The 17,637-nt window shown below is 67.2% G+C and carries 19 protein-coding genes; 4 read left to right on the plus strand and 15 right to left on the minus strand.

The genetic code is table 11. The annotated features are described in order from the left end of the window. Positions 1–73: 73 nt before the first annotated feature. Together HB681_RS03235 and HB681_RS03240 are read right to left on the minus strand one after the other, a co-directional pair. Positions 74–1,405 carry a HipA domain-containing protein gene (locus tag HB681_RS03235; protein ID WP_345944612.1) on the minus strand — a complete coding sequence of 444 codons (1,332 nt, stop codon included), beginning with the start codon at positions 1,403–1,405 and terminating at the stop codon, positions 74–76. Then, positions 1,395–1,739: a helix-turn-helix transcriptional regulator gene (locus HB681_RS03240; RefSeq protein WP_213953339.1), complete on the minus strand. Its 345-nt coding sequence runs from the start codon at positions 1,737–1,739 to the stop codon at positions 1,395–1,397. Before HB681_RS03240 ends, HB681_RS03235 begins: the two co-directional genes overlap by 11 nt. A 137-nt stretch (positions 1,740–1,876) precedes the next feature. Between HB681_RS03240 and HB681_RS03245 the strand changes: the two genes are divergently transcribed. Next, positions 1,877–2,344: a MarR family transcriptional regulator gene (locus tag HB681_RS03245; protein ID WP_213953340.1), complete on the plus strand. Its 468-nt coding sequence runs from the start codon at positions 1,877–1,879 to the stop codon at positions 2,342–2,344. Beyond that, entirely contained in the window at positions 2,341–3,876 is a 1,536-nt protein-coding gene (locus HB681_RS03250) for a DHA2 family efflux MFS transporter permease subunit (RefSeq protein ID WP_213953341.1), read from the plus strand. The genes HB681_RS03245 and HB681_RS03250 overlap by 4 nt, the downstream gene beginning before the upstream one ends. A gap of 39 nt (positions 3,877–3,915) precedes the next feature. Here the strand turns inward: HB681_RS03250 and HB681_RS03255 are convergent, their stop codons facing one another. The 10 genes from HB681_RS03255 to HB681_RS03300 form a co-directional block, all read right to left on the minus strand. Beyond that, on the minus strand, positions 3,916–4,431 hold the full coding sequence (locus tag HB681_RS03255) for a hypothetical protein (RefSeq protein ID WP_213953342.1): 516 nt from the start codon (positions 4,429–4,431) through the stop codon (positions 3,916–3,918). Positions 4,432–4,549: 118 nt separating this feature from the next. Further along, positions 4,550–5,878 carry a sulfatase-like hydrolase/transferase gene (locus HB681_RS03260; RefSeq protein ID WP_213953343.1) on the minus strand — a complete coding sequence of 443 codons (1,329 nt, stop codon included), beginning with the start codon at positions 5,876–5,878 and terminating at the stop codon, positions 4,550–4,552. Positions 5,879–5,885: 7 nt separating this feature from the next. Then, positions 5,886–6,884 carry a tripartite tricarboxylate transporter substrate binding protein gene (locus tag HB681_RS03265; RefSeq protein ID WP_213953344.1) on the minus strand — a complete coding sequence of 333 codons (999 nt, stop codon included), beginning with the start codon at positions 6,882–6,884 and terminating at the stop codon, positions 5,886–5,888. 127 nt (positions 6,885–7,011) lie between these two features. After that, entirely contained in the window at positions 7,012–7,848 is an 837-nt protein-coding gene (locus HB681_RS03270; protein WP_213953345.1) for a siderophore-interacting protein, read from the minus strand. A gap of 2 nt (positions 7,849–7,850) precedes the next feature. Continuing rightward, the gene (locus HB681_RS03275) at positions 7,851–8,444 is read right to left on the minus strand and encodes a PadR family transcriptional regulator (RefSeq protein WP_213953346.1); all 594 of its coding nucleotides are present in this window, start codon (positions 8,442–8,444) and stop codon (positions 7,851–7,853) included. 89 nt (positions 8,445–8,533) lie between these two features. Further along, complete coding sequence (locus HB681_RS03280) at positions 8,534–8,959, minus strand: DUF1810 domain-containing protein (RefSeq protein ID WP_213953347.1); 426 nt, start codon at positions 8,957–8,959, stop codon at positions 8,534–8,536. A 4-nt stretch (positions 8,960–8,963) separates the two neighbouring features. Beyond that, positions 8,964–9,140, minus strand: coding sequence for a hypothetical protein (locus HB681_RS03285; protein WP_213953348.1), 177 nt, complete (start codon positions 9,138–9,140; stop codon positions 8,964–8,966). A gap of 1 nt (position 9,141) precedes the next feature. Further along, positions 9,142–10,248 (minus strand): mechanosensitive ion channel domain-containing protein, encoded by a 1,107-nt coding sequence (locus tag HB681_RS03290; RefSeq protein ID WP_213953349.1) that lies wholly within the window; start codon positions 10,246–10,248, stop codon positions 9,142–9,144. 34 nt (positions 10,249–10,282) lie between these two features. Further along, positions 10,283–12,556, minus strand: coding sequence for an FUSC family membrane protein (locus HB681_RS03295; RefSeq protein WP_345944613.1), 2,274 nt, complete (start codon positions 12,554–12,556; stop codon positions 10,283–10,285). Positions 12,557–12,564: 8 nt separating this feature from the next. Further along, positions 12,565–13,581: an inositol monophosphatase family protein gene (locus HB681_RS03300; RefSeq protein WP_213953351.1), complete on the minus strand. Its 1,017-nt coding sequence runs from the start codon at positions 13,579–13,581 to the stop codon at positions 12,565–12,567. Positions 13,582–13,694: 113 nt separating this feature from the next. Here HB681_RS03300 and HB681_RS03305 point away from each other — a divergent pair, with 113 nt between their 5' ends. Both HB681_RS03305 and cysE read left to right on the plus strand, forming a co-directional pair. Next, positions 13,695–14,462: an RNA methyltransferase gene (locus HB681_RS03305; RefSeq protein WP_213953352.1), complete on the plus strand. Its 768-nt coding sequence runs from the start codon at positions 13,695–13,697 to the stop codon at positions 14,460–14,462. Next, complete coding sequence (gene cysE / locus HB681_RS03310) at positions 14,446–15,264, plus strand: serine O-acetyltransferase (protein WP_213953353.1); 819 nt, start codon at positions 14,446–14,448, stop codon at positions 15,262–15,264. The genes HB681_RS03305 and cysE overlap by 17 nt, the downstream gene beginning before the upstream one ends. A 36-nt stretch (positions 15,265–15,300) precedes the next feature. Here the strand turns inward: cysE and HB681_RS03315 are convergent, their stop codons facing one another. From HB681_RS03315 to yjgA, 3 genes are all read right to left on the minus strand, one after another. After that, complete coding sequence (locus HB681_RS03315) at positions 15,301–16,317, minus strand: DUF1887 family protein (RefSeq protein WP_213953354.1); 1,017 nt, start codon at positions 16,315–16,317, stop codon at positions 15,301–15,303. A 63-nt stretch (positions 16,318–16,380) separates the two neighbouring features. After that, entirely contained in the window at positions 16,381–16,974 is a 594-nt protein-coding gene (gene mog / locus HB681_RS03320) for a molybdopterin adenylyltransferase (RefSeq protein ID WP_213953355.1), read from the minus strand. After that, the gene (yjgA, locus tag HB681_RS03325; RefSeq protein ID WP_213953356.1) at positions 16,971–17,627 is read right to left on the minus strand and encodes a ribosome biogenesis factor YjgA; all 657 of its coding nucleotides are present in this window, start codon (positions 17,625–17,627) and stop codon (positions 16,971–16,973) included. The genes mog and yjgA overlap by 4 nt, the downstream gene beginning before the upstream one ends. Positions 17,628–17,637: the final 10 nt, after the last annotated feature.

Below are 17,637 nucleotides of genomic sequence, written 5' to 3' on the forward strand. Positions count from 1 at the left end.
GGGATCCGTTTCCTGGAAGGCCGACGCCGGGCGGCGCGGGCGATAGATGTCTGGCGGGGATTTTCCGCGACATTCAGGCGCGGATGCGCTCGGCTTGTTGCCCGACGAAGTCCGTGAAGCGCTTGACGAGTGCGGCGTTGCCGCCGGCGGCCTGGATTGCCGCCTGCGCCCGGTCGGCCACCGTGGCGCCGATCGACTGGATCAGCGCATCGGCACCCGCGGGCGCCAGCCCGAAATGCGGTGCGGCCTCGTGCGCCAACGCAAGGGTCGATGCGTGCTGGCCCGGCAGGATCGCGAGTTCCTGGTAGCCGGTGTGGCTGTCCAACTGCGCGACCAGGTCGAACGCAGGCGCCAGCCGCCACGAGCCATTGCCTTGACGCAGCGCACCGTGGTTCTTGACGTGATCGTCGCTGTTGCCGACGCACAGGTTGAACACCATTCGACGGAACAGTTCGCGGACGTCCTGCTCCGGGCTGGCGGAAAGTCGACGCAGCAACTGGGCCAGTTCGACATAGCTGCCACCGCTGGATTCGTAGGGCACGTCCAGCAACGCGGAGGACGAGAGGTAGTGCAGGCGGCGTTCGTCCATCACGGGGCCAATGCGGTCGAAGCGCTCGATGAGCAAGGCGTGGCCCATCGCCAGGGGCTGCAGCAGGAAGCTCGGCACGTCGATCCCGCAGGTCCTTGCCAGCCCGAGCGTCGCGGCTTCGACGATTTCCATGTCGTGCTCGTCGCCTCGCGAGGCGAACTTGGCGATGTGGCGTCGACCCTCATGCACGAACGTCGCCTTGGGTCGCGCGCCGCCCAGGCTGCCGCCTCGCAGCAGTTGCTGCATGCGTGGCGTGACCTCCATTCCGGCCTCGATGCGCCTTGATGCTTCCGCCAGGTCTTCGAGCGAGAGGAGCGTGGTTGCCGGTGCATCTGGCCGGATGGGCAATGACTCGGCGAACACCATCGCGCCGACCCGGTCCTCATTGGTGAGCAGCAGCGCGTCGAGGTCCGACAGCGGCCGGCCTTGCTGCACTTCCAGCACCTTGCGTCCCCAACTGTCCGGCAGCGCATCGCGCAAGGTCAGGGGCATGGCCCCGCCGTCGCGCACGCGCCGCTCGGGCAGCACGAATGCGGCATCGCGCAGGGGGAGATGGTCAGGGTTCAGCGCTTGTGCGCCGGATTGCTGAAGGTAGCGGCGCCCATAGGCGAATTCGCCGGACTCCATCACCCCGTGCCGAGCCAGCTTCAGCAGCCCGACCGGCTGCACATCGTCGGGCGTCTCTTGAGTCGACGTAGCGCTGCCATCTCGACTCAATCCCCCGCGAGGGGCGGGCCGGGCACCGCCCGGTCCTGGGGGCTCTTGCGCAATGCCGACGTAGACGTTGCGTTCGACGGCACCGGGCTCAGAAGTCACGCTCGGCTTCTCCGATCACGCCGGGGGCCACCTTGCCGGCCGGTCGACGCACCCGCCGGTTGGACGCCAGTCCGGCTGGTGCGGGGGCCACCGCGTCCAGCGTGTCCAGTTCCCCGAACAGCCACAGCGCCTGCACGAAGAGTCCGATGCTGGTGCCCGGCTTGCCCGCTTCAAGCGCCCGCCAAGTGGTTGGCGAGCAGAACAGGCGCTCGGCCATTTCGGCCACCGTCCAGCCGCGTTGAACGCGGTGTGCGCGCAGCCGCTGGCCCGCTCGCAGCAGCGACGCCTGCACGGGGGCAGGCAGGCCAACGAGCGAGGGGGTGTGCCTTGGCATCAATAAAATGGTGTTTAAGCGAGTTAGTCGCTATTTTATTAGTCGAATCGATTGTGTGCAATCCGGCGTGGTTGGCCAGCGTTTTGCTGATAGCCTGTGCACCCAAAATCATAAGCATACTTATAATAGGTGGGCTTATGAAAAGAGATTTCACGCAGCGGTTTGGCTTCCTGGTCAACGACGTGGCAAAGCTCCATGGCGAGGCCTTCGACCGCCTCGCGCGCGAGCGCATCGGCCTCTCGCGGGCGCAATGCCGGTTGCTCGGCGTGCTGGCGATGAATGACGACGAGGCCGCGCTGTCGCAGACCGAACTGGCGCAACGCCTCGGCCTCAGCACCATGGCGGTCGCCACGCTGTGCGACCGCATGGTTGCGGCCGGCTGGATCCGCCGCGAGCCCAGCGCAACCGACCGGCGGGTCAACCAGATTCACCTGGAGGCCAGCGCGAGCAAGGCGCTCGATGGCGCGCTGACCATCAGCGACAGTCTGCAGGCCAGGACGCTCAGCGTGCTGGAGCCGGCGGAACGCGTTCAATTGATCGCCTTGCTCGGCAAGGTGCGCAGCGGTCTCGTAGCCTCGGCGAGCGAGTCGGAGGCGAAGGAATGACCACCCCCGTGAACCACGCCAACATCCCGCATCGCGGCATGATCACCATCTCGATCATGCTGGCGACCATCATGCAGGCGCTCGACACCACGATCGCCAACGTCGCGCTGCCGCACATGCAAGGCAGCCTGCAGGCGTCGCAGGACCAGATCACCTGGGTGCTGACCTCCTACATCGTCGCGTCGGCCATCGCATTGCCGCTCACCGGCTGGCTGTGCGGCCACTGGGGCCGGCGCCGCGTGTTCATCATCTCGGTGGTCGGCTTCACCATTGCCTCGGCGCTGTGCGGGCTGGCCGGCTCACTGGTCGAGATCGTCGGCGCGCGGCTGCTGCAAGGCATCTTCGGCGCCGCGCTGGTCCCGCTCTCGCAAGCCGTGCTCCTCGACATCAACCCGCGCGAGAAGGTCGGCCAGGCGATGGCGATCTGGGGCGCCGGCATCATGGTCGGGCCGATCCTCGGGCCGCTGCTGGGCGGCTGGCTCACCGAGAACTTCGACTGGCGCTGGGTCTTCTTCATCAACCTGCCGGTGGGCCTGTTCGCGCTGTGGGGCATCGCGCGCTACTTGCCGGAGAGCCGGCCCCAGGGCGAGAAGCTCGACATCTTCGGCTTCGTGACGCTGTCGCTGGCCATCGGCATGCTGCAGATGTTCCTCGACCGTGGCGAGCAGCTCGACTGGTTCGACTCCTGGGAAATCAAGCTCGAGGCCGCCGCCGCGCTGGTCGCGTTCGGCTTCTTCGTGGTCCACACCTGGACGGTGCGCGGCGTGTCCTTCCTTGACCGCGAGTTGCTGAAGGACCGCAACTTCGTCACCGGCCTGCTGTTCGCCTTCATCGTCGGCATGATCCTGTTCGCGACGATGGCGCTGCTGCCCAACTTCCTGCAGGGCCTGATGGGCTACCCGGTGATCTACACCGGCCAGGTGACGGCGCCGCGTGGCATCGGCACGATGATCGCGATGATCCTGGTGGGCCGCCTGGTGCAGAAGTACGACGTGCGGGCCATCATGGCCGTCGGCTTCAGCCTGACGGCGTTCTCGCTCTGGCAGATGACGCGCCTGACGCTGCAGATGGACAGCACCCTGATCGTCGTTTCCGGCTTCATCCAGGGCCTGGGCATCGGCTTCACCTTCGTGCCGCTGTCGACCGCCACCTTCGCGACGCTGGCCCCGCGGCTGCGCAACCAGGGCACGCCGGTGTTCAGCTTGCTGCGCAACATCGGCAGCAGCGTGGGCATCTCGATCGTGCAGGCGCTGCTGACCGAAGGCTCCAGCAAGGCGCATGCGCAGTTGGCGGCGACGGTGTCGCCGGGCAACCTCGGCCTGCCCAGCCTTCCGTCCATGATGAACCCCGACACCATCGGCGGCCTGGCCTTGCTCAACGCGGAGGTCACGCGCCAGGGTGCGCTGATCGGCTACCTCAACGACTTCGGGATCATGATGGTGATCACGCTTGCGGCCATCCCGTTGCTGCTGATGATCCGCAGTCCGAAGCGCGGACCGGCTGCCGGTGCGGCGGTCGAAGTGCCCCACTGACCCTTTCGTGAGCCGCCGCGCGGCGAGCTGGGGGCGAGCCTAATGAGCCAGCCCGCGCCGGCGCCGCGCCACGCGCACGGCTTCCACCCACGTGTCGAGGTTGAAGCGCTGCCCCGTCTCCGCACTGCGCGCCGCCAGCACCTGGTGCAGGAAGATCTTGCGCACGTCGCCGGGGATGTCGGTGTGCCCGACGATCAGCTTCTTCTGCAGGTCGAGCTGCTCCACCTGGAGCACGTTCTGCACCTTCTTGCCATCGACGTCCAGGTAGCGGATCTGCATGCGCGGCGTCTCGTCGACCATGGCGTGCTCGCCGGAGCCCTGGATGAACCATTCGGGCAGCGTGTCGGGGTCGTCGGTGTTGCCGGCGCTTCGCAGGCCGCTGCGCGTGGTCGGGATTTCGAGGGGTACGTGGCCCGATCGGATGCGTGCGGCTTCGATGCGCCGCGCCGCCTCGCTCTTGATGGCCTTCTGGTTCCATCCCCAGTAGAGGAAGGCCAGCACGACGATGGCTGTGACCATGCAGCCAATGAGTTGCCACTTCTCAAGTAGATCCATTGCAGTTCACTCCGCGGCTAGTTCTAAAGTATTCAAGTGCGGTGAATTCTGCGAGTCCGTGTATTTAAATGTCAACCGGACAAATGGCCAGCGCCATCTGGCGCATTGCGGAGTCGTATCAACGCTGCGGCATGTCCTTGGCGGAATAGCCGAGGCTGACCGTGGCATCGGCAGGAATGGGCGGCATGGTGGCGTTCCAGGCCAGCCAGTCGGCGCGCATCGCGGCCAGCCTATCGGGCTCCCGCCTGGCGCGGTTGGCCCGCTCGCGCGCGTCGGCCGGGATGTTGAACAGGTATTCGTTCCCGTCGACCTGCAGGTATTTCCAGTCCCCGTCGCGCAGCGCGCGCTGGTCGCGGTGGTTCATGCGCCAGTGCAGCGGCCTCGGAAAGACGTGCGCCGGGTCGCGCAGCACTGGCAGCAGCGACACGCCGTCGAGCGGCCAGGCCGGGTCCGCCGTCGCGCCGGCCACGTCGAGCATCGTGGCCGACCAGTCCATCGTCATGCAGTGCTGTGCGCTCTCGCCGCCGGGGCGGATCGTGGAAGGCCAATGCGCGATCCACGGCACGCGGATGCCGCCTTCGGTCAGGTCCATCTTGCCGCCCACCAGCGGCCAGTTGTCCGAGAAGCGCTCGCCGCCGTTGTCGCTGGTGAACACCACGAGCGTGTCGTCGGCGATGCCGGCCTTCCGGAGCGCGGCCATGATCCAGCCGATGCCCTCGTCCATGTGATGGATCATGCGCCGGTAGGTCTCGACATTGCCGCCATCGAGGTGGAACAGGTTGTCGGCCACCTGCGGCGCGATGCCGGCATCGACGCGGGTCTCCCAGGGCCAGTGCGGCGCGGTGTAGGTGAGGCAGAGGAAGAACGGGTCGGCCTGCGCGCTCATCCGTTCGATGTAGTCCACGGCGCGATGGGAGAACAGGTCGGTGAGATAGCCCTCTTTCATCGCCTCCTCGTTGCCTTCATACAGGTCGTGCGTGCCGCGCGAGTCGCAATGGGTGAAATAGTCGACGCCGCCCGACAACGGTCCGAAGAATTCTTCATACCCCGATTGCAGTGGCCCGAAGGCGGGCGGGTAGCCCAGGTGCCACTTGCCGACCAGCGCGGTGCGGTAGCCGGCCTTGCGCAGCAGCGACGGCAGCGTCGGGTGATCCGGCGGCAGGCCCAGCGTGGCGCTACCGCGGGACTTGCTGTTGATCGGCTCCTCGGCCGCGCCGCGCAGGCGGTACTGGTAGCGCGCGGTCATCAGCGCGAAGCGGGTCGGCGAGCAGACGGGCGAGTTCGAATAGCCGTCGGTGAAGCGCATGCCGCGCGCGGCCAGGCCGTCCAGCACCGGCGACACCGGGCCGAAGCTCGCGTCGCGCCCGCCATAGCAGCCGAGGTCCGCAAAGCCGAGGTCGTCGGCCACGATGAAGACGATGTTGGGGCGCCTGGATTCGTTGTTCATGCCACGTTCAATCGTTTGCCTGGAAATTGACGGCCTTCATGATGCCGGCCCAGCGCGCGGTGTCCTCACGCATGGTCTTCAGCAGCGCGTCGGCGTTGTCGGCGACCGGGTACATGCCGTTCTGCAGCAGCTGCTGGCGCACCTCGCGCGTGTTCACGGCGCGCATGAATTCGGCACGCAACTGGTCGACGACGGGCTTGGGTGTCCTGGCTGGCGCGAAGTAGGCGAACCACGCGGTGGCGATCACGTCCTTGTAGCCGGCCTCGACGAAGGTCGGCAGGCTCGGCATCAGCGGCGAGCGCTTGTCGCCGCTCGTCGCGAGCACCTTCACGCGACCGCTCGGCAGCATCTGCAGGGCGCCGCCGACCGTGTCGAAGTAGACCGGGATGCTGCCGCCCATCACGTCCTGCCGTGCCGGTGTCGAGCCGCGATAAGGCACGTGCACCATCTGCAGCCCGGCCCCGCGATTGAGCATCTCGCCGAGGAAGTGCGATGGCGTGCCGGCGCCATACGAGGCGAAGCTCACGGCGCCGCTTTGCGCCTTGGCCCAGGTGATGAAGTCGGCCAGCGTGTTGGCCGGCACGTCCTTGTTCACCACGAGCGCTAGCTCGAAGCGGGCTGCGTTGATGATCGGCTGGAAGTCCTTCACCGGGTCGTACGTGAGGTTCTTGTAGGCGCTCGGGTACATGGTCATCATGCCGGCCGTGCCCAGCAACAGCGTGCGGCCGTCGGGCGCCGCCGACTTCACGGCTTCGACCGCGATGCGGCCCGCCGCGCCCGAGCGGTTGTCGATGATGAGCGGGCCGAGCGAGTCCCTCACTTCCTGCGCGATGGCGCGCGTGAGCACGTCCTGTGTGCCGCCGGCGGGCACGCCGATAAGCACCTTGATGGGCGTGCCGGGCGCGATGGCGTTCTGCGCCGCGGCGAACGGCGCAAAGGCCATGGCGCCGGCGGCGGCCAGGGCAGTGTTCAGGCGGCGGCGCTGCAGGTCGGGTCCGATGCGCATCGATGTCTCTCCTTGTGGGCTTCGGCTCACTTTAGAGCGCGGACGATCGATTCATCTCATCGACCAGACCGGGCTTACCCCGATGGCCCGTGCTTCGTCTTGCCGTGCGAGCGCGGCCGGACGCGGCCTACTCGTCGTGCGAGTCATGCGTTGCTGCGGCGCCCCGGCGCCAGTAGCCCGACGCGCGGATCCACTTCGGATTGGCGCCGCACTCGTTGACGAGCCAGGCGCGCACGGCCTTGGCGGCGGCTGATTCGCAGCCCACCCAGCCGTGGAAGTCGCCCGTCGGCAGGCGCGCCTTCCGCAAAGCGGTCAACAAGGGCGGCTCCGATGGGTTGGCGCCGAAATCGTCCCGGTGCACCCAGATCACCTCGACCGCGGCGCGGCTGTCCAGTGCGATGCGGTCGGCCGGTCCGTCGACTTCGGCCAGCACCAGCGCACGCGCGCCGGCGGGCAACTCGGCCAGTCGGCGCGAGATCGCGGGCAGCGCCGTGTCGTCGCCGACCAGCAGGTGCCAATCGAAATCCATCGGCACGATGAAGGAGCCGCGCGGCCCGCCGATGCCGATGGCATCGCCCGGTTGCGCCCTTTCGGCCCAGCGTGTAGCAGGGCCGGCCTCGTGCAGCGCGAAGTCGATCTCGAGCAGGCGTGCCTCGGCATCAAAGCGGCGCGGCGTGTAGTCGCGCATCACGGCCTTGGGGCCCGGCGGCCAGCTCGGGCTGCCGTCGGCGCCGATGGTCGGCACGGTGAGCACGCCGGTCACAGCATCGGGGAGCGTGAGCTTGACGTGGTCGTCGAAGCCGAGGCTGGTGAAGCCTTCCAGCGCATCGCCGGTGAGCGTGATACGGACCAGGTGCGGCGTGACGCGTTGCACAGTGCGCACTTCGAGCTTGCGAAAGCGCAGCGGGTGGCGCACCCGCTGCGGCAGGCGGTCGGGCAGGGTGGAAAGGGTTTCGGTGCTCATCGTCAGATCTGTTCCAGTTGCTGGGCCGCGCTGTCGAGCACGGCGGCGAAGGCGCTGGCTTGCGCCGGTGTGAGGGGCTCGCGCGACAGCCGCATGCGCATGGCGAGCTTGAGGTTCTCGATGGCGCGCGTGACCTGCGGCGGTCGTCCGCCGCGCGGGCCGGCGCCGTCGACGCCGCCCTGCATGCGGGCCAGCATCGCGTCGGTAGTCACGCGGTTGTCGGCCAGGAAGGCCCGGCCGGCCTCGGTGATGCTGTAGCGCTTGCGGCCGCCGGCATCGGCCTCGTCCACGGTGAGGTAGCCGAGTTCTTCCAGCAGCGTGAGCGTGGGGTAGACAGTGCCCGGGCTGGGGCTGTAGCTGCCGCCGAGGCGGTCTTCGATCGACTTGATCAGCTCGTAGCCATGGCTCGGCTTGTCGGCGATGAGTTGCAGCAGCACGAAACGCAGGCCGCCGTGGCCGAACACGCGGCCACCGCCGCGGATGCCCTCGCGCATGCCGTCGCGATGGTGATCGCCGCGGCCCCGACCGCCAGCGCCGGGGCCGTCGCCGTGCTCGCCACGGCGGATGCAGTGTTCGAAATTCCTGAAGTGACGCATTGGCTGTCCTCTTTGCTTGATTTGATGCAGTTACGATATATCTAAATCGAGTCTAAATCAAGTCGAAAGCGACAACGACCCTGATGCGTTCAGGGTTCGAGAAGCGCGAGCGTGCGAGGCTCCGGGATGCCGCCGAAGTACTTGCGCAGGCAGGCGTCGAACACCTGCTTCTCCGGCGCCGCCGCCGCAAACAGCGTCATCGACGACCTGAACTTGAGATCGTCCGGCGGGCCCAGGATCAGGTCGAGCGGCGTGTCGGCCACGTCGAGCACGAGCGCGCTGCAAGCCTCCAGCCGTGGGCCGAGCAGCGGGTGCCGCAGGTAGTCGCGCGCCTCGGCCAGCGAAGCGATCGCGTAGCGCCGGGCCATGGCACTGTGGCCCAGCCCGTCGAGTTGCGGAAAGATGAACCACATCCAATGGCTGCGCTTGCGGCCGGCGCGAAGCTCGGCCAGCACGGTCTCGTACACCGGCGCCTGCGCGTCGACGAAGCGTTGCAGGGCGCCCGGCGCGGTCATGGAACTAGCGCGTGCGGTAGTGCGAGACGCCCGCGTCGATGGTGCCGAAAACCTCGACGCCGCTGCCGCCGGTCGAGGTACCCGCGCCCTCGCTGCCGCTCGCAGGGGAGGAAGGTGCGCTGCCGCAGCCTGCCACGAGGCAGAGCAGGGCCGCGAGGGTGGAGGCAAGCAGAATCTTCAAATCAGCTCCTTGAGGCGATGGCCGGCAATTCGTCAGGCGTCGGCGGGCTTGCAGCATACGGCCCCGTGTCGGAATCCTCGGTCCGAAGCTTGGGCAGGTGTTGTGGGTATTCACGCTGCATGAAGGTCATCATTCCTTCGCGCATGCGGCAGCGCAGGTCGAAGGCCTGCCCCGCCGTTGCCGCGGTGGCCAGCATGCGCAACTGCATGCTGCGTTCCGTGACGTCGGTGACCTGCAGCACGAAGGTGCGGCCGTCCCATTCGGGCGCGGCGCGAACGATGCGCTCCAGCTCGGCGCGCAAGGGCGCCAGGGGCGTGCCGTAGTCGACATAAATGAAGGCCGAGCCCAGCAGCTGCGCGGTGTGCCGCGTCCAGCACTGGAAGGGCTTCTCGATGAAATAGCTGAGCGGCAGGATCAGGCGCCGCTCGTCCCACAGTTTCATCACGACGAAGGTGCCGGTGATTTCCTCGACCGTGCCCCATTCGCCCTCGACCACCAGCACGTCGTCCATGCGGATCGGCTGCGCCAGCGCGATCTGCAAGCCGGCGATCAGGTTGCTGAACACCGGCTTGGCCGCCAGGCCGACGATCAGGCCGATGACGCCGGCCGAGGCCAGCAGGCTGGCGCCGACCTGCCGCGCTCCCGGAAAGGTCATCAGCACCAGCGACACACCCGCCACCAGCACCATCCCCAGGGCCAAGCGAGACAACACCCGCGCCTGCGTATGAATGCGGCGCGCGTTCAGGTTGTCGGCGACGTTCGCCGGGTACTTGGTCAGCAGGCCTTCGGTGAAGCCCGAGATGGCCCGCACCAGCAGCCAGGTCAGCGCGGTGATCACCAACAGCCCGTTCAGGTGCCGCACGGTGTTGATGTAGCGCAGGTCGTCCGGCGCGGCTTGCCACACCATCTGCAACGCAACCAGCGGCAGCGCCCAACGCGCGGCCGAGCGCGCCTTGTCGACCATCGCATGCAACCCCGGCGTCGGCCGCGTCACGCGCATCAATACCAGCCCGCCGATGCGATAGGCCATCAGCGCCGCCGGCACCGCGACCAGCGCGGCCAGCCAGGTGCCGAACCAGGGGTGCTGCAACACCAATTGGGCGTTCATGGAACCTTCGTATCCTGGAGCTGTCCGGCAATGCTCATGCCGCCTCGTGCGGGGCCGTACCGGCGGCTGACGTGGCGGCACCCGCTGTGGTGGCCGTCTCGGTCGATGGCTGCAGGATCCGCGCCGCATCATCACGAAGCTGGGTCGCAATGCCGGTGGCCAGGTCGAGCCGGCGCAGCAGCCACGGGCTGATGTCGTTCTCGAAGGGGTCGGGCAGGGGGATCGCCCCGCCCAATGCGGTGGCGGGCGCGCTCGTGGGCAGCGGCGAGGACGCGATGGGTGCGCTGCCGATCAGCGATTCGATGCGCTCCGCGGTGCGCATCAGCGGCCCTTCGACTTCGCCGGGCGTGAGACGGTCGCGACGCAGCACCAGCATCGACTTGATGGCGCTGAGCTGCGCGAGCAACTGGTAGCTATGGGCCTGCAGGTGTTCGAGCGGCTCGAGCGGCGGCTGCACGGCGCGCGGCTCCGCCAGCGAGCGTTGGGTGGCCTGCACCAGCGCGGAGAGGCTGTCGAAGGCCTCGCGCCGCGCGAGCCGCCAGTCGAGTTCGATGCTGTTGTCGATGTCGTGAAGTTGGCCGAGGCCCAGCGCGAGCCGTGCGTGCAGCGCTTGCGCCACCAGCGTGCGCCGCACCAGGTCCGGAATCTGGCCGCGCTCCCACGACGGCAGCACATAGCAGAAGGCCCATGAGACAGCGACGCCGATCAAGGTGTCGGCAATTCGCTCCACCAGTGCGAAGGTCGGACTCGCGCCGACGTTCAGCAGGTGTGCCTGCACCAGGCCCAGCACCGTTCCGGCCACGGACGTGACGAGGTACTTGCGCACCGCGAAGCCATGCGCAATGGCCTGCGCGAAGGTCACGCACATGAGCAGCATCATGGCTGACGGATGCGTCGCCAGCAGCCCGACGGCCAGCACGCAGCCCAGCAAGGTGCCGGCCACGCGGGCATTGCGCCGCTCCAGCGTCTGGGACAGGCTGCCGCGCAGCACCACCACGATGGTCAGCAGGATCCAGTAGTCGTGCGAGCCCCAGGGCATCCACACCGCGATCCCATAGCCGACCGCGATCGCGAGCGTGGCCCGGATGGCATGGCGCAGGGGCGGGGCATCCCAATGCCACAGCGCCAGGAAGGGCCGCCACGACCATGCGGTCGGGCTCACGAACACGCGCCAGTTGGCGCGCACCACGGCCAGGTCGGGTTCGATCTCGTGGCGCATGAGCTTGTTCAGCCGCAGCACCTCGTCATTGATGTGGCCGATGCGGTTCGCGAGCCCGCGCGCCAGCACGGCCGGCGAGGGCCCCGCGTGCGGCGGGGCATGCGGGTTGTCCGTGGGCAGGCGGATCATCGACAGGCGCGGCCGCAGGTCGGCTAGTGCGTCCGGCGTGCGGAACATCAGCATCGCGTCCGCGACCGCAACGACTTCATCGGACAGCGCTTCCAGCACGCTGCGCATCTCGGCCAAGGCCGGCGCATGCTCGGGCAGCGCGGTGAGCGCATCCAGGTCGAGTTCGCTGGCCAGCAACTGGTCGCGCATCTCGAGCACCACCACCAGCATGCCGGCCAGCCGCTGGCGGTGTGGCGTTCGGGGCGATTCGAGCACGATGTCCCGCGCCCCCTGGATCTGGTCGGCCAATGCAGCCGTTTGCTGCAGCAGTTGTCCCAGCAGCGGCGCGGGTGTGTCGCGCACGTCGCTCGTCTCGTCAGGCGCCTTGAACTGGCTGGCCTCGGTGCGCATCAGCGCCGCCATCGAATACAGCACGTCCGCGATCAACTGCGTGCGATAGCGCCCGTTGAGCGCAAGGTTGGCCAGCGTGGAATAGACCACGTAGAGCCCGGCGCCGAGCCCGAAATGGGCGGTGCGTTCAAGCGCTTCATGCAGGCCCGTGGGCGCCGGCGTCGCCATCGAGAAGATCATCGCGAACATCACGGCGATGGCGATCGGGATGCCGCGCTTGCCCCAGGCCATGGCGCTGAAGGCGAGGAAGGTGGCGGGAATCAACACCATGCCCAGCCGGATCGGCATGGTGTGCAGCATCTGCACCGCGAAGAACAGCGGCATCGACAGGAGCGGCGCCGGCAGCATCTGCAGGAATTTGCCGCGCCGCGGACTGGGTTGATCGGGCGGCGTGGTCACGATCACGCCGACGGTGGCCGCGGCGCTCGCAATGGCGCCCAGCCACAGGTGCATCAGGCCGGAGATCAGGAACAGCCCGAGCGCAACCGACAGGCCGTTCGCAACATAGTGGCTCAACGCAACCCGCAGCGCGGCGCGGGTGCGCAGCGCCGCAGCGGCGTGTGGCGCCACCCCTTGCATCACTCGCCGGCGGGATCGGCTGGCGCGACGACGGGCGGACGGGCGCGGGTCAGCTTGCGCGGCGCCGGTGCTGCGGCGGGTGCGGCTTCAGAGGCGCCGGCATCGCCATCGGACTGCTGCAAGTCGACCGTGCTGCGCGCGTAGAGGTCTCTCGACGAGTCGACGGCGCGGATGCGGTCGCTGGCCGCCATCTTGTCGTCGACCCCGGCGAACTTCGAATACTTGGTCAGCAGCGGCACCAACTGGCCATAGATCTTCGGATTGCCGGCGAGGCATTCGCGCTGCTCGAGGAAGTCCGGCTCGCCGGTGAAGTTGCCGATCAGGCCGCCGGCCTCGGTCACCAGCAGCGAACCCGCCGCGATGTCCCACGGGTTCAGGCCGGTCTCGAAGAATGCGTCGCTGAAGCCGGCAGCCACGTAGGCCAGGTCGAGTGCGGCGGAGCCGGGGCGGCGCAGGCCGGCGGCGCGCGGCATGAGGTCGGCCATGATGGCCAGGTACTGCTTGAAGTTGTCGCCGGTACGGAACGGGAAGCCGGTGGAGATCAGGCACTCGTTCATGCGGGTGCGCTTGCTCACGCGGATGCGGCGGTCATTCATGAAGGCGCCGCGGCCCTTGGTGGCGGTGAACAGGTCGTTGCGGCTCGGGTCGTAGATGACCGCCTGTTCGATCTTTCCCTTGACCGACAGCGCGATCGACACGCAGTACACCGGAAAGCCGTGGATGAAGTTGGTGGTGCCGTCGAGCGGGTCGATGATCCAGACGAATTCCGAATCCTTGGCGCCGTGCTCGGTGCCCGATTCCTCGGCCAGGATGCCGTGGCCGGGGTAGGCCGTGAGAAGGGTCTCGATGATCACGCGTTCGCTCGCGTGGTCCACCTCGGTCACGAAGTCGTTCACCTGCTTCTGCGAGACGCGCACGGCCTCGACGTCGAGCGCGGCGCGATTGATGATGGCGCCCGCGGCGCGTGCGGCCTTGATGGCCACATTGATCATGGGATGCAGATTGGGTGAAGACATGGACTGTGAGAAAGAACGCGGGGCCGCGTGGCCCGGTGGATACGACCCGGCGATGCGGGCGGCGACAATCCCCCGAGTTTACCCGCAGGCCCCTTTCAGCCCCGATCGAATCCATGCGCACCCGCTTCATCCTGATCCAGACCAGCCATGCCGGCAATGTCGGCGCCGCCGCGAGGGCCATGAAGACCATGGGCTTCGGCGACCTGGTGCTGGTGGCCCCGCGCTGGGCCAACGTGTTGCGGCGGGAGGAGACGATCCAGCGGGCCAGCGGCGCGCTGGATGTGCTGGCCAATGCCCGCATCGTCGAGACGCTGGACGAGGCGCTCGACGGCATCACGCACCTGTGCGCCACGGCGATGATCCCGCGTGACTTCGGCCCGCCGACGCGCACGCCGCGCGAGCACCTGGAGCCGCTGGGCAGGGGCGGCGAGCAGCATGTGGCCTTCCTGTTCGGCTCCGAGCGCTTTGGCATGCGCAACGAGGACGTGTACCGCTGCAACGTGGCGCTGAGCATCCCGGCCGATCCTTCGTTCGGCTCGCTGAACCTGGGCGCGGCGATCCAGTTGGTCGCCTATGAATGGCGGCTGGCGCTGGGCGGGTTCGAGGTCCGCGATGCCACGCCGGTGCAACTGCCGGCCGATGCACAGGCCGTGGCCGGCATGCTGGCGCACTGGGAACGTTCACTGGTGCAGATCGGTTTTCTCGACCCGGCCGCGCCGAAGAAACTGATGCCGCGCTTGCAGCAGCTTTTCAATCGCGCCCAGCCGACGCAGGAGGAAATCCACATCCTGCGCGGCATTGCCAAGGCGATGGTCGACCCGCATCGGCCGCCGCGGGACGGGGAATCCACAGCGCCCGTAGGTGATGCCGGCGCACCTTAGACTGCGTTCCCCCTATCGATATCACCCAAAGATGTTTGCCCGAATCCGCTCCGACATCCAGTGCATCCTCGAGCGCGACCCGGCCGCCCATTCGGCCTGGGAAGTGCTGACGCTCTATCCCGGCCTGCATGCCGTGGTCCTGCACCGGCCGGCGCACTGGTGCTGGAACCGTGGGCTGCGCTGGCTGGGCGCGTTCATCGCGCACTTCGCGCGCTGGATGACGGGCATCGAGATCCACCCGGCCGCGAAGATCGGCGAGCGCGTGTTCTTCGACCATGCGATGGGCGTGGTGGTGGGCGAGACGGCCGAGATCGGCGACGGCTGCACGATCTACCAGGGCGTGACGCTCGGCGGCACGTCGCTCTACAAGGGCACGAAGCGGCATCCGACTCTCGGGCGCAATGTCGTCGTGAGCGCGGGCGCCAAGGTACTGGGCGGCTTCACGGTGGGCGATGGGGCGCGCATCGGCGCCAATGCGGTGGTCATCAAGCCGGTGCCTGCGGGCGCAACTGCGGTGGGGATTCCGGCGCGGATCATTCCGGCCAAGGCCGATCGTGCATCGGGCGAGAACGGCGAGACTTTCCTGGCCTATGGCGTGTCGCAGAGCGACGATCCGTTGTCGCTGGCGATGCGCGGGCTGATCGACAACGCCTCGTCGCAGGAGCACCAGATTGCGCTGCTGTGGCAGGCGATCGAGACGCTGTCGGCCGAGCGCGGGAAGAAGTCGGATTGCGTGCCGACGGATGCGGCGCGGGATGAGTGCTTCGAGGCGGAGAAGTTGACGGAGCTGGTGGGGAAGTAGCTCTCGTCATCTCCGATCAAAGCTGCGCCATCTCCGTCAAAGAAGAGCGTCCACGTGCCGCTTCAGCGATGAAAGATTGACAAACGTCAGTTCGTACATCGCAGTCAAGCCCGCCGCTTGTTCATCGGTGAGGTCAGCGGCGCAGACGATGAACCTGCTTCGCTCGATGCCGAGGCGCTTGCGCAGACGCAGGTACTTGTCGATGTCGCGCCGGAACTCACCCGACTTGCATTCCACGCAGATCGGCGACTGCCCTTCGGGAAGCAGAACGACATCGAGTTCGTGCAGGTCTTCGTTCGGGAAAACGACCTTCACGCCACGTGCGCACGAGAAGCCACGATTGCGTGCCCTTGCGTGCTGAATCAACTCTACAAATGCGTACCACTCGAGCCAGCCGCCATCGAAAAACTGACGCACTGCAGGTGCCGTCTGAAGCGTCAGGCGAACAATTTTTTCCTGCTTCTGATAGTGGTAGCGTGAGAAGAACGTGTGACTGTAGAACTGGCGGCACAGTGTATTGATGGCCTGCGCGTCTTTCTGGCTCAGGCTTGCAAGCTCGAGGTTCACCCAGCTGTGGCTTTTGCGGTAGGCAAAACGCACACGGTCTACCAACTCGGAAAACAACGCCCAGTCGTCGCCGAGTGTGCGGGCGGCGTCGTCGAAGAAACCGGTGGTATCGACGAGGGCGTGATCGAACTGGGCGTCGATCTGGCGGGACTTGAACCAGGCTTGCAATGGCGCGTGCTGCGTGGCTGTCGCCAGCGCCGCTGAACTATGAGCATCCGCGTCCGCCAGTGTTTGTTCAGGGGTGGCGACGGCTTCGGGCGGCGTCAGTGCTGCGACTTCACCGCCGGCCGCAGCCTTGTCTGGTTGCTGCAAGGCGGCGACTTCCCGCAAGGCCGCGAAGTAGCGCTCCACCAGTTTTTCCACGTAGAACACGGTTCCGTAGACGGTGCTCGGTGTGCCGCAGCGACCGCACAGCGTCTTGATGCCCACAGGCGTAATTGCGTCTTCAGAAACGAACCCGCACTTGTTGCAACGGTAGATGGGCATGAATCGTTTGGCTGTTTTTCTTGGCTGATGCTGCGTCCAGCAGCACGGCGGTCCGTTGCAAAATTACCTCGTGGTCGCGCGGATCGCCGCCTTCGGCCGCCACGCCTTGCAGACGCTGTCGTCCGTGTCGAAATACGGGCCGCCAATCAAGTCGATGCAGTAGGGCACCGCGGCGAAGATGCCCGGCACGATCTGCTTGCCCTCGGCGTCCTTCAAGCCTTCCAGCGTTTCCGCAATCGACTTCGGCTGGCCGGGCAGGTTGAGGATCAGGCACTTGTCGCGGATCACGGCCACCTGGCGCGACAGGATCGCGGTCGGTACGAAATGCAGGCTGATCTGGCGCATCTGCTCGCCGAAGCCGGGCATCTCCTTGTGGCCCACGGCCAGCGTGGCTTCGGGCGTCACGTCGCGCAGGGCAGGGCCGGTGCCCCCGGTGGTCAGCACCAGCGAGCAGCCGGCATCGACGAGTTCGATCAAGGCGGCGCTGATGGCCGCCTGCTCGTCGGGGATCAGGCGGGCTTCGAAGGTGATCGGGTTGAGGAGTGCGCGGCCGAGCCAATCCTTCAGCGCCGGCAGCCCCTTGTCTTCGTAGATGCCACTCGATGCGCGGTCGCTGACCGAGACGATGCCGATGCGCACTTCATCGAATCCGCTCATGCATCGTCCTCGCGCTCCAGGTCTTCCGACTGGGCCGCATGGTCGGCATTGCCGTGCGCGGCCAGTTGCTCGCGCACGATCTGGAAAACGTCGCGGTAGGCCTTGCCCTGGCGCGGTGCTTCGCCGGGCGGGCCGGCCTTGATGTCCTTGCGGGCCTGGCGGACCAGGGCGCGGAGTTGCTGTGCGTCGGTGGCGGGATGGGTTTCGATCCATCCGCCGAGGGCGTCGTCATCGGCGATCAGGCGGTCGCGCCAGCGTTCGGCTTCATGCAGCATGGCAGTCTCCTCGGCGGGGGCACGGTGTTGCTCGGCCAGCGCGGCGCGCACGGCGTCGAGTACTTCGGGGTCGAGGCCGCGCATCAGCTTGCCGATGAACTGCATCTGGCGGCGCTTGCCTTCGAAGTTGGTGATGCGCTTGGCTTCGTGGATCGCGTCGGCGAGTTTCTCGCCGAGCGGCAGCGGGTCGAACAGGCCGGCGCGCAGGGTCAGCAGGTCTTCGCCGATCTTCTGCAGTTCGGCGCTTTCGCGCTTGAGTTCGGTCTTGCTGGCTTCGTCGGTGCCCTTGAGCTCGCGCTTGAGTTCAAGGTCGAGTTCGCTGCCTTCGGCAATGAACTGGCCGCGGACGAAATAGCCTTTTTTGGGTTTGCGTGACATGTGCAGGCGA

Source organism: Variovorax sp. dw_954, from assembly GCF_018449755.1.
In the GTDB taxonomy this organism is placed as follows: domain Bacteria; phylum Pseudomonadota; class Gammaproteobacteria; order Burkholderiales; family Burkholderiaceae_C; genus Variovorax.

Bases quoted from the DNA above. Each gene is read 5' to 3' on its own strand.
- HB681_RS03240 (WP_213953339.1), bottom strand. From the start codon at position 1,739: ATGCCAAGGCACACCCCCTCGCTCGTTGGCCTGCCTGCCCCCGTGCAG.
- HB681_RS03245 (WP_213953340.1), top strand. From the start codon at position 1,877: ATGAAAAGAGATTTCACGCAGCGGTTTGGCTTCCTGGTCAACGACGTG.
- HB681_RS03250 (WP_213953341.1), top strand. From the start codon at position 2,341: ATGACCACCCCCGTGAACCACGCCAACATCCCGCATCGCGGCATGATC.
- HB681_RS03255 (WP_213953342.1), bottom strand. From the start codon at position 4,431: ATGGATCTACTTGAGAAGTGGCAACTCATTGGCTGCATGGTCACAGCC.
- HB681_RS03260 (WP_213953343.1), bottom strand. From the start codon at position 5,878: ATGAACAACGAATCCAGGCGCCCCAACATCGTCTTCATCGTGGCCGAC.
- HB681_RS03265 (WP_213953344.1), bottom strand. From the start codon at position 6,884: ATGCGCATCGGACCCGACCTGCAGCGCCGCCGCCTGAACACTGCCCTG.
- HB681_RS03270 (WP_213953345.1), bottom strand. From the start codon at position 7,848: ATGAGCACCGAAACCCTTTCCACCCTGCCCGACCGCCTGCCGCAGCGG.
- HB681_RS03275 (WP_213953346.1), bottom strand. From the start codon at position 8,444: ATGCGTCACTTCAGGAATTTCGAACACTGCATCCGCCGTGGCGAGCAC.
- HB681_RS03280 (WP_213953347.1), bottom strand. From the start codon at position 8,959: ATGACCGCGCCGGGCGCCCTGCAACGCTTCGTCGACGCGCAGGCGCCG.
- HB681_RS03290 (WP_213953349.1), bottom strand. From the start codon at position 10,248: ATGAACGCCCAATTGGTGTTGCAGCACCCCTGGTTCGGCACCTGGCTG.
- HB681_RS03300 (WP_213953351.1), bottom strand. From the start codon at position 13,581: ATGTCTTCACCCAATCTGCATCCCATGATCAATGTGGCCATCAAGGCC.
- HB681_RS03305 (WP_213953352.1), top strand. From the start codon at position 13,695: ATGCGCACCCGCTTCATCCTGATCCAGACCAGCCATGCCGGCAATGTC.
- cysE (WP_213953353.1), top strand. From the start codon at position 14,446: ATGCCGGCGCACCTTAGACTGCGTTCCCCCTATCGATATCACCCAAAG.
- HB681_RS03315 (WP_213953354.1), bottom strand. From the start codon at position 16,317: ATGCCCATCTACCGTTGCAACAAGTGCGGGTTCGTTTCTGAAGACGCA.
- mog (WP_213953355.1), bottom strand. From the start codon at position 16,974: ATGAGCGGATTCGATGAAGTGCGCATCGGCATCGTCTCGGTCAGCGAC.
- yjgA (WP_213953356.1), bottom strand. From the start codon at position 17,627: ATGTCACGCAAACCCAAAAAAGGCTATTTCGTCCGCGGCCAGTTCATT.